The sequence below is a fragment of the Candidatus Poriferisodalis multihospitum genome, assembly GCF_028283155.1.
Lineage (GTDB): Bacteria > Actinomycetota > Acidimicrobiia > Acidimicrobiales > Poriferisodalaceae > Poriferisodalis > Poriferisodalis multihospitum.
The window spans coordinates 1-10,255 of the sequence record NZ_JAPYOK010000099.1 but is presented as its reverse complement, the minus strand read 5'-3'; the positions used below and the strand labels follow the sequence as shown (position 1 = coordinate 10,255).

The window sequence follows — 10,255 nt, the reverse complement described above, 5'->3', positions numbered from 1 at the left end:
ATGCCGAGCCGGTACAGCCGGCCGTTCACCAGCGAACAGGTATCGAAGACACCGTGGCCCCGGTGCACCATGTGATCGTCGAGCGGCACCGTCATCACGGTGGGATCGGTGACGACGCCTCCCAAGTAGGAGCTGAACATGGCGTAGCAGCCGCGCTTGCCCTGGCGTCGCGCGGCCATGCGCTCGACGGCTTCGGCGGCGCTCAGGATCTGTTGGCCGAGATCCGCGAAGGCATCCGCTACGCGATGAGCCGATCTGAGCTTCGTCGACCGATTGTGACGTCGATCATCGTGATCATGTTCGGCTTCAGCGATGTCGCCTTTCAGCCGGCGCTGGTCGAGGGCGTCTTCGGCCTCGGCGACCGGCAGGTCGGGTTCATCTCGCTCATTCAGACGATCGTCATGCGTGCCACTGACGAGGCCTACCAAGGGCGCGTGCAATCGCTGGTGCAGCTGCCGTTCGCAGCACTTGCCATGGCAGCAGCGCCGTTGGGCGCCCTGGCGGAATGGGCCGGCGTGCGCACCATGTTCATGACCATGGGAATCGCCGTCAGGCTCAGCATGGTCGTCTGCTCGATGGCCGCCGTGAGCGACCGCCGGACTGCCCAGCCGGCGACTTCGCACTAGGCGCAGCAGGCCAGCCCTGTGCGCAGACGGGTTCTGCGCCTTGCGCCGGCTGGTCAGCCGATCTGCTCGACGATGGAGGTCTCCGACAGACTTGTACGGATGTCGGTATCGGCCACGGTGGGGACGTCGGGGCACCAGCGTGACATTGCGGCTTCCAGCGCTGCTTTGACATCGGCGGCAATTGCCGGAGCGTCGGCTTCGTCGCACTCGATCACGACGCTGTCGTGGACGGTCTGCACTGCATCGGCCGCGGGGTAGCGCGCCAGCACCTCGCCCAGCCGACCGTAGGCGTCGAGCATCACGTCCGCCACGCCGCCTTGGATTGGGGCGTTGCGGTAGGCGTTGGCCATCTGGCCTACCCGGGTGTGCAGCGCACGCCCCAGCAGGAACTGCTGGTCGGCATCGCCCATCGCAACGCCCACCTCGTCGATCACGGCGCGCCGCAGGTGCCGCTGCTCCAGCACTCTGTTCACTGCCGGCCGCAGCGTTTCCCTCGTAGGCGCCGACGGCGGCGCGAGGTCGAAGCGGGCCAGCACCCGGCGCCACACCTCGGTCGGCCGAAGCTTCGTGGAGCAGCCCACCACGGCCGCAGCTTCGCCCAGCACCCAGTCCGCGGAGAAGGTGAACTGCTGGCGACGGCCCGCTGGTGTGTGGGAGCAGAACGACAGCGGCGAGCCGTCGGATCGCACGACGACCGGGGCTGCGAAGGACAGCGCCCAAGCGACTTCGGCAACGTCGATCTCACTCAGGCTGATCGCCGGACCGTCGTCGACGCGGTCGGCGTCGATTGCAGCGGCCCGCTCGACCGCGAGCAGCGCCTCATGGACTTCTTCGGCGCTGTGATGTCGGCGCTGCCGACCGCGAAGCGCCCGCCGGGCGTTGTCGGTGCGGGGCCACAGTGCCCCCAGCCGCAGCGTCAGGGGCCAATCGGCATCCAGCGAGGTGGCTGCGAAGTGCCCGATGAAGCGATCACGCTCGTCCACCCACTGCGCGATGCCGGGGTAGGCGTCTAGGTACGCCTTGATGAGCGCGTCGGCCTCGCCGCGGCTGGTCGGCACGCCGGCATCGGTGAGGCCGCGCGACAGCCCAGTGCCTCGCTGTCCGTACAGGATTCCGAAATTGATCCGTTTGGCCTTGGTGCGGAACTCCTCGTAGCGGGGCCGGTCGAGCGCGCTGAGGCCGGCCGGTCCGTCCATGATCACGCCGAACATCCGCTCCGCGGTGGCCGTGTGGATGTCCAGCCCCTGCTCGAACGCCGTCCGCAGGCCGTCGTCGCCGGCGAGCTGGGTGGCGAAGCGCAGCTCTGCCTGGCTCAGGTCGGAATAGACGAAAACCCGCCCGGGCGGGGGCTTCACATAGGGCTTCAGCCGCGGCGTGAAGTTCTGCGCGTTGGGATTGCGGCTGGCCAGCCGACCGGTGCTGGTGCCCACGACCTGCAGGTACTCCGGATGCAGCCGGCCGTCGGCCCACAAGTGCTCGGCCATCGTGTGCCCATAGGTGCTCAAGGTCTTGGACAGGTCGCGGTATGTCAGCAGCGCGCGGCAGAGTTCGCCGCCGATGCCTGCCAGTACCGAGGCACCGAGCGAATCGGTCGGCAGCAGCAAGCGGGACCGGCCACCGGTCTTGGTCGTCCACGCCTCCACATGATCGGACGCGAAACGATTCAGCACGTCACGCGCCTGCTGTTCGCTGTCGGGGTTCCATCTCGGCTCGAGGCCGCCGCCGAACAGGTCGCCCTGACCGCCGCCGGTCAACTCGGCCAGGCGGGTGAGCACGTCGGTCCGCCGCAAAGCCAGCTGGGCCAGCTCGGCATCCCACCCGTCGGCGTCGAAGGGAAGACCGGCACGCTCCATGCGGTCGAGAAATGGGCGGGCTGCCTGCTCGAGGCGGCACACCTCATCCAGGCCTGCCTCGGTCAATCGCCAGCGCAGCTCGTCCGATACCCACAGGGTCTCGACCGCGTCCGCCGCTGCGTACGCGATCTGGCGATCACTCAGCGGCCCGTCGGCCGCATAGGAGAACTGTGTTGTTGCCTTGCCCTCGACGCTCAAGCCGAGGTAGCGCTCTGCGGCCCAGGCCAGTCCGTGAAAGAAGCTGAATCCGGTCAGCCCTTGGTGCAGCAAGGCATCGGCCAGCTGCGCGTCCCACCAGCGCAATGATCCGACCGCCGCACCTGCTGCTGCGGCAGGCTCCATGAGATGGGTGTCGATGACCCGGTCGTCGAACGTCGCGTTCCATGCATCGGACGCCAGATCCGGCGCTCGCAGGCCTTCGTGCAGCGCTGTCGCCAGGTCGCGAAGGTCATGGTGAGCGACGTCGACGACCCAAGCGCGTTCCGTGCCGCCGCAATCGCGAGTGGCAGCCGAGATCACCCGCAGTTGCGGGACGTCACCGCGCGACCCCACGTCGCGAGACTCGTACACGGTCTCGGTATCCATCGCACGGGCGGTGGACGCAGCGAGCGCAGCGACGAACTCGCCGAGGCTGTCGTGGCCCACGGCGGTGATGGGCACCTGAGCCGGGTCTCGCGAGGCGTCCGAGCGCGGGTCGAGTCGCCGCACGTCTGCCGGGGCGCGGGCGAGATCGGCGACGGCTGTCTCCGTGACGGGGTCCACGAGCGCACACTAGGACGGCCCTGTCACAGCCACCGGACCAGTCCCGCTGGCGAGATCTGCCGGTCCCGGAGCGTCGCGTCTGCCGAACGGCGATGTGAGCCGGCCGCTGGGCGCCGGCGGTCAGGTGCCGGCAACAGCGGTGTCGGTGATGAGCACTCTGGCACGTCGGGCCGTGTCAGAGGGCAGTTCGCCGAACAGGTCGCGGTAGTCGCCTGAGAAGCGTCCGAGATGATGAAGGCCGCTGCTTGTCGCAGCGTGATGCACCGAATGCTGACCGTTCTCGAGTAAGCGGCGCGCACTGTTGAGCCTGAGCAGCTTGTGGAAGCGGGCTGGGCTGACGCCGACGCATGTGTCGAAGGCGTGTTCGAGCGTGCGACGGGAGGTGCCGACCCGGGCCGCGATCTCCGACATCGACGGCGACTTCGTGAGCGCATTTGCCATGGCATCGCGGGCTGCCCGGTAGATCTGGATCGAGCTGTGTGACGATCCGTCGATTGCGCTCGGTGCGGTAAGCAGTTCAAGCATCAGTGCATGCACGACCGATCGCGGCACGGAAATGCTCTGGGAGTCTGCATCCCACGAGCGCAGGGCATTGGCCGCGGCTGCGCGGAACCGCTTGCTGAGTTCGGGATCGGCGACGCGACGCACCCGGCCGGCCTGCTGGCTCGACAGGCGACGCAGGGGCAGAGCAACTGCGGCATCTAGCGAGATGCTGAACACGGCCGGCTCATCGCCCGCATTGATGACGGCTTCGTACGCTCCGCCGGGCCCCACAAGCAGGACGTCGTCCATAGTGAAGGCGGATCCGTTGGTGACCGTGGGGCCGAGAGCGCTGAGCAGAACTACCGCGCTGATGACGTCGCTCGGCCCGGCTCCCTGCTGGCTGAGCCGACGGTTCGTTCCTTCGACGAAGAACCCCACCTCATCGCTGTCGCATGCGAGGAACGCTCCGGCGTACGTTCCGCGATCCAACTGCTGGTACGCCTGGTCGAAACCGGTCAGCTGCTCAGCCTGATCGTCGATGTTCCGGTACCGCTGGAACGTCGCAGCGGCTCGCATACGAGGACGCTACGGTTCGTGCGGTGGTGTTGTCCAGCGCTCGTTTCGCAAAACGGATAAAGAACAACCGCAACCGGACAGGACCTAACGCTCGCGGGATAGCTCCGAAAGTCCGGGAGCAGTGGCATGTTGTGCAATCTGGACCGACGTGACGACCCGTCAGCGGGGCGACAGGGCGCAGTGTAGATCCTGCTGTCGCAGCCGTGCGCTCTGGAAACTGCAGCGACGAAACGAATTGACGCAGAGCGAGAGCAACGCAGGGCGACTGCAAGGAGCCGAGCATGGCGGAACTGCTGACCAACGACGGTGTGAAGCTGCACTACGACACCGCCGGCAACGGTCCGCCATCTTGGCGGACTGGCGCGACGTGCCTCCATTTCATGTTCATCGAGAACCCCGACCGGTTCAACCGGCTCGTCGGCGACTTCCTGTCTGCCGGCAGCTCGTGAGTGCCCCATGAATCACCGGAATCCATCTTCAATCCTGCAAGGAGAGAACAAGTGACTGCCCGAAAGACCATCATCCGGATATCGGCTGTGCTCTGTGCGCTGGTGCTGCTGGCTGTGGGATGCGGAAGCGATGACGCCGACACAACCGACGGAGCCGTGACATCGCCGTCGGCTGCCGCACCCGAGCCGGAGGCTGAAGAGGTCGGTGCCGAACAACAGGCTGCCGAAACCTCCGGCACCGTGCCGCCCGCGACTACTGAGGCCACTGCGCCGATGCCGTTGTCACTTGATGTGGACGCCATCTTGGGCGCGGATCTGGCTGACTGCAGCGCAGCGCCGCAGGGAGAGCTGCTCAGGATCGGTTACGCCGCCGATTTCTCCGAGCTCGGCGGATTCGTGGACATTCCCGCTGCCGCCGCCGCCGAATACTTCGTCGAGTTGGTGAACTGCAGCGGCGGGGTGGATGGCCATCCGGTTGAGATGGTGATCCGCAACATCGAAGGCGACCCCGAAACAGCCAGCCGCGTGGCGCAGGAGCTGTTGGATGAGAACGTCACGGCCATCTTGGGCCCCGCTTTCTTCGACGTCAACCAAGCGATTTTGCAGGTCACCGCTGGTCGCGTGCCGCTGATCTCGGTTTCCTCCACCGAGCCGCTGCTGGCAGACCCTGGGCAGCTCTCGCTCTTGGCCTCCTACACCGACACGGCCCAAGCGGAGGCTGCGGCACAGTTCGCCATCGACCAGGGCTGGACGACGGCGATTACGTTCAGCGTTCCTGGGCCGTACTTCGGCTACGTCGCGGAGGTCTTCACCGAGGCGTTCACCGCGGCGGGCGGGCAGGTGCTCGGCGACTACCCGTTCGTGCCCGGCCAGACAACCGATTTCTCCGCCCAAGTCAACGAGATCGCTGCGCTAGATCCCCGGCCCGACGTCGTGTACTCGGCGCTGCTGGCTTTTCAGGCCGCCATCCTGGGCGCCCAGCTCGGCGAGGCGAACGTCGGCGCCGAGATGCTCATAGCGGACGCCTTCACTGCCACCGGCGGCTACTTCACTGACGGCGTGGAGGGTTTCTTCCACACCTCGCACACATTCCCGGAGCCCGACGGTCGGATGCTGCGCTTCCTGGGCAGCTACGAGTCGGCCAAGGGCGCCACGCTGGAGAGCGATTCGTACTCGGCGCTGGCAGCCGATGCCATTCTCGTCATCGCAGATGCCGTTATTCGTACGGGTTCGCTCGATCCGGTCACCGTCGGGCAGGCCATGATCGCGGGCACCGGCGTGGAAGGGCTGACCGGAACGCTCACCTATGACGGCGGTGCGACGCCGAACACGCCCGTGTATGTGCATGAGGTCGTGGACGGCGCCCCAAGTCTGGCTGCGGTGTACGAATGATGAGCCACCGGGATCCACGGCTGCGGGCGCGCAGACTGTTCACACGCCGTGCTGGCCCTTGAGCAGGTAGAGGTCGCCTACGGAGGGGTCAGCGCGGTTCACGGTGCTTCGATCTCGGTGCCCGAGGGCGAGCTAGTCGCCCTCATCGGCCCCAACGGTGCCGGCAAGAGCAGCCTGCTGAACGCCGTCGTCGGGCTGCATGCTCCGTGCGGCGGGACGATCCGCTGGCACGGGACCGACGTGACCGGATGGCCCCCGCAGCGGATGCTGCGTGCAGGCGTTGCGCTGGTACCCGAGCATCGCCGCATCTTGACCGGCCTGAGCGTCGAGGAGAACCTGCTGGTTGCGGGCATCGTGATGGGTTCTCGATCCCGCCGCAGGCTCGCAGCCGAACTGATGGAGCGCTTCGAGGTGCTCGGTCGCAAGCGGGCTCTGCTCGCTGGCCTGCTCTCGGGCGGCGAAGCGCAGCAGCTCGCCATTGCTCGTGCGCTCATGAGCCGCCCCAACATGCTGTTGATGGACGAACCGGCGTTGGGACTCGCACCACGTCTGCGTGGCGAGGTGTTCGGCCTGCTGAGCGAGTTGGCAGCAGCGGGCACGACGCTGCTCGTCGTCGAGCAGGATGCTCATCGCCTGCTCCGGATGGCTGGCACCGCCTACATCATGCGCAGCGGCGACATCGTGGCCAGCGGACCCGCCGATGTATTGGCAGCGCGTGAGGACCTGTTCGAGGCATTCCTCGGCGCCGACTTGTCATGGTCGAGTTCGTCCAGCAATTGATCGACGGCCTCGGGCTCGGCAGCGAGTATGCCCTGCTGGCCCTCGGGATCGGTCTGACCTTCGGGGTCATGCGCATGGTCAACTTCGCGCACGGCGAGCTCATCACCGTCAGCGCTTATGCGGCGTATGGACTCACGCTCGCCGGAATGGACTGGTGGGTCCTGGTTCCAGTGATCGTGATGACCTCGATTGCCACGTCGGTGGTGCTCGAACTGGTGGCATTCCGCTGGGTCCGCGGCGCCAGTGATTTCACGATGCTGCTCATGTCCTTCGGTGTTCACTTCGTGGTGCAAGCGGGCTTCGTCATCTACGTCTCGGCCAATTCCCGGCCGTTCGAGCGGCCGAGCTGGATCGCCGAAACCGTGTCAGTGGCCGGCGTGCGCGTCGAAGTGGTGGACATTGCGGTGATTGCCGTCACGCTGGTGACCCTGCTGGTCACCTTGGCGATCTTGCGCAGGACGATCTACGGGATGGCAATCCGCGCCGCGGCGGAGGACTTCGACACGGCCCGGCTGCTCGGCGTCCGCAGCAACCTCGTGGTTCGGTCGGCGTTCGCGCTGGCCGGTTTGCTTGCCGGGGTAGCGGCGGTGCTCTTCCTGATGCGGACCGGCAGAGCAGCACCCGACGCTGGGCTCCTACCGATGCTCAAGGGCGTGCTTGCTGCTTTGATCGGCGGTTTGGGTCGTCTGCAGGGTGCCGTGATCGGCGGCATTGCGCTCGGGATCATCGAGGTGCAACTCGTCTCGCGACTTCCGGACGGACTCGACGGAATGGTCAACGGGATCGTGTTCGTTCTGATCGCGTTGCTGTTCATTTTCCGGCCGTCGGGGATGCTGCGCTCGCCCGCGACGGAGCGAGTGTGAGCAGCGGCCGCCGTTGGGCCTGCGGGGGCGCTGCCGGCAGGCATGTCGGTCGCGTGCTCCCCGAGATCACCGGAGGCGGCCTGCTGTTCGGCGCTGTTGTCGGCATGGGGCTGCTGTACGTCGGCTGGAGCGGTGGGGCAGCCGAGCGACTGTTCACGTCGCTGCTCATCAACGCGACCGTTGTCGTGGGCATGCAGATCTTCATTGGGAACACCGGCATCCTGTCGTTCGGCCACATCGGCTTCGGGGCCATCGCCGGGTACACCTTCGTGCTGCTCGCCATCGACGGCGAGCGAAAGGCTCACCTCATTCCCGACGCTCCCTTCGGGTTGGTCGAAGTGACCGTGCATCCGGTTGCGGCTCTCGGCGCCGCAGTCGCTGTGACCGCGGTCGTGGCCGCCGTCGTTGGGCTCGGGCTGGTGCGTGCTGGAGCGGCATCGGGGGCGATCGCGCCGACGGTCATCACCCTGTCGCTGCTGTTCGCGGCATTTGAGCTGGCCGTCAACTGGAGTGATCTGACCGGCGGCAACCGCGCGGGTTTGAGCTTCAGCCCTGGCAGCGCCATGAGCGGGCGGGGCTACGCCTACGCGGCATTTGCGCTGGCGCTCTGCGTGGCGGGACTGTACCGCCGCTCGCGCACAGCACGGCTGGCCAGGGCAGTCCGCGAGGACGATGTCGCCGCCCGGTCGCTGGGCATCCTTCCGGCGCCTCATCAGCTGGTCGCCCTGCTGCTTTCGGTCGCCGTGGTCGCGGTCGGATCGTCGCTGCGCGTGTGGCTCACCGGCACGATCTCTCCGGAGCGGTTCTTCATCGACTACACCCTGCTCACCATCACCATGCTGGTCGTGGGCGGCCGGGGCAGCATCACCGGTGGCGTTCTGGGCGCAGTCCTGATGACCGTGGTGACCGAGGCTGCTCGAGTGCTCTCGGGTCCCGACATCGATTCCGGCCCGCTGGATGTGATCCTGCGCCCGGGCTTGGTGGACCTGGCGCTCGGCGGCTCGATGCTCGGGTTCATGATCTTGCGCCCGCGGGGTCTGCTGGAGGACTGGGAGCTCGCCGACTGGCTGGGCGGGCGCGTGCGACGGCGGCCCGGCGACGTAGGTGCGCAACCGCGGTCAGAGGCGAGCGCCCAAGGCACGGCGCCAGAGGGCCCGGACGTCGATCCGGCGCCGATCCGGCTGGCTGCCACAGGCGTCACGGTGAGCTTCGGAGGCCTGAGTGTGCTGGAGCAAGCGCACATCGTTGCGGAGAGCGGGTGCGTGGTGGGGCTCATCGGGCCGAACGGCGCCGGCAAGACCACGCTGCTCAATGCCCTGACGGGCATCGTGGTGCCGACACAGGGCAGGATCAGCCTTGACTCCTGCGACATTGGCGGGCTGCCGCCTCACCGGCTGGCCCGGCGCGGTCTGGCGCGCACGTTCCAGAACCTGCGGCTCTTCGGGGCCCTGAGCGTGAAGGAGAACGTCGAGGTAGCCGCGCTGGCCGCCGGCTGCTCGGCGCGACAAGCCTCCCAGACCGCGGCCGACCTGCTGCGGGTGTGCGGCTTGGCCCACATCGCCGAGGTGCGCGCGCGTTCCCTCGACTACGGCGCGTCGAAGCGTCTCGAACTGGCCCGGGCCGCGGCGCTGGCCCCCAGGTTCCTGTTGCTGGACGAGCCCACATCGGGCTTCTCTGAACTGGAGTCGGTGAACATCGTGGAGCAGATCAGGAGCATCGCCGAGGCTTCAGGCTGCGGCGTGATCGTGATCGACCACGACCTGGCGTTCATCACGAGTCTGTGCGATCGCGTCTACTGCCTCGACCAAGGCTCGGTCATCGCCGCCGGATCGCCAGCGGAGATCCGTTCGCATCCCGCAGTCCGTGCCGCCTACCTCGGCGGCTAATCGCAGTCGTACTGCGCGGAAAACCGGCTCGACATGATTGCTGCTGATCCCACCGATGCAGGGATCGGCATGGCGCTTTTGGTCGACACCCCTCACGCGGTTCAGAACCTGGGCGAGGGAACTTTTTCGGAACTTTCCTGCGCTCGGGACAGCTCGCTATCGAGGCAGCGATCGGTGCCCGCACGACGATGACATTCAAGGAGCGACTGAGTCAGAACGTTTCTTCAGCGCGGGTATTGGACCTCGACGAAGTCCTCGGGCGAGCCGTCGCCGGCTTCGGTCTCGGCGGTGATGAGCTCGTGCAAACGCTTGGCCACCGGTCCCACCGTGCCGTTGCCGATCGGAGCGCTGTCCCACTCCACCACGGGAAACACGTGGGTGTCGCCGCCGGACATGATGAGCTCGGCGCCCGCCCGTGCCTCGTCGGCCCGCAGCGGCCGCTGCTGCACGTCACGAAGCAGCCCCTCGTCGCACAATGTTTCTCGTGCCAGATCCAGCAGGCGTCGCATGGTGGCGCCGTGCAGGATGCCTTCGAACGGGGGAGTGACGAGGACGCCGTCGTGGCTCACGCTGCACACGTTCAGT

The 10,255-nt window shown here is 67.1% G+C and carries 9 protein-coding genes; 6 read left to right on the top strand and 3 right to left on the bottom strand.

The annotated features are described in order from the left end of the window. Positions 1-212 precede the first annotated feature (212 nt). Entirely contained in the window at positions 213-626 is a 414-nt protein-coding gene (locus tag VI480_RS10950) for a hypothetical protein (RefSeq protein ID WP_323672879.1), read from the top strand. Between the two features lie 53 nt (positions 627-679). Here the strand turns inward: VI480_RS10950 and VI480_RS10945 are convergent, their stop codons facing one another. Next, the gene (locus VI480_RS10945) at positions 680-3,241 is read right to left on the bottom strand and encodes a DNA polymerase (protein ID WP_323672878.1); all 2,562 of its coding nucleotides are present in this window, start codon (positions 3,239-3,241) and stop codon (positions 680-682) included. Between the two features lie 120 nt (positions 3,242-3,361). Then, entirely contained in the window at positions 3,362-4,300 is a 939-nt protein-coding gene (locus VI480_RS10940; protein ID WP_323672877.1) for an AraC family transcriptional regulator, read from the bottom strand. Positions 4,301-4,581: 281 nt separating this feature from the next. On the opposite strand from VI480_RS10940, the gene VI480_RS10935 reads away from it, so the two are divergent. Genes VI480_RS10935 through VI480_RS10915 form a run of 5 tightly spaced genes read left to right on the top strand, consistent with a single transcriptional unit; the run spans position 4,582 to position 9,670 of the window. Continuing rightward, complete coding sequence (locus VI480_RS10935) at positions 4,582-4,749, top strand: hypothetical protein (protein ID WP_323672876.1); 168 nt, start codon at positions 4,582-4,584, stop codon at positions 4,747-4,749. 51 nt (positions 4,750-4,800) lie between these two features. After that, positions 4,801-6,141 carry an ABC transporter substrate-binding protein gene (locus VI480_RS10930; RefSeq protein ID WP_323672875.1) on the top strand — a complete coding sequence of 447 codons (1,341 nt, stop codon included), beginning with the start codon at positions 4,801-4,803 and terminating at the stop codon, positions 6,139-6,141. 48 nt (positions 6,142-6,189) lie between these two features. After that, the gene (locus VI480_RS10925) at positions 6,190-6,921 is read left to right on the top strand and encodes an ABC transporter ATP-binding protein (RefSeq protein ID WP_323672874.1); all 732 of its coding nucleotides are present in this window, start codon (positions 6,190-6,192) and stop codon (positions 6,919-6,921) included. After that, complete coding sequence (locus VI480_RS10920) at positions 6,897-7,784, top strand: branched-chain amino acid ABC transporter permease (RefSeq protein ID WP_323672873.1); 888 nt, start codon at positions 6,897-6,899, stop codon at positions 7,782-7,784. The genes VI480_RS10925 and VI480_RS10920 overlap by 25 nt, the downstream gene beginning before the upstream one ends. Continuing rightward, positions 7,781-9,670 (top strand): ATP-binding cassette domain-containing protein, encoded by a 1,890-nt coding sequence (locus tag VI480_RS10915; protein ID WP_323672872.1) that lies wholly within the window; start codon positions 7,781-7,783, stop codon positions 9,668-9,670. Before VI480_RS10920 ends, VI480_RS10915 begins: the two co-directional genes overlap by 4 nt. A gap of 224 nt (positions 9,671-9,894) precedes the next feature. On the opposite strand, the gene VI480_RS10910 is transcribed toward VI480_RS10915, so the two are convergent. Then, the coding region (locus VI480_RS10910; RefSeq protein WP_323672871.1) for an aminotransferase class IV at positions 9,895-10,255 on the bottom strand (361 nt) is incomplete at its 5' end.

What these genes read in the sequence shown, in the direction of transcription:
- VI480_RS10940 (WP_323672877.1), bottom strand. Translation starts at nt 4,300, where the DNA reads ATGCGAGCCGCTGCGACGTTCCAGCGGTACCGGAACATCGACGATCAG.
- VI480_RS10935 (WP_323672876.1), top strand. Translation starts at nt 4,582, where the DNA reads ATGGCGGAACTGCTGACCAACGACGGTGTGAAGCTGCACTACGACACC.
- VI480_RS10920 (WP_323672873.1), top strand. Translation starts at nt 6,897, where the DNA reads ATGGTCGAGTTCGTCCAGCAATTGATCGACGGCCTCGGGCTCGGCAGC.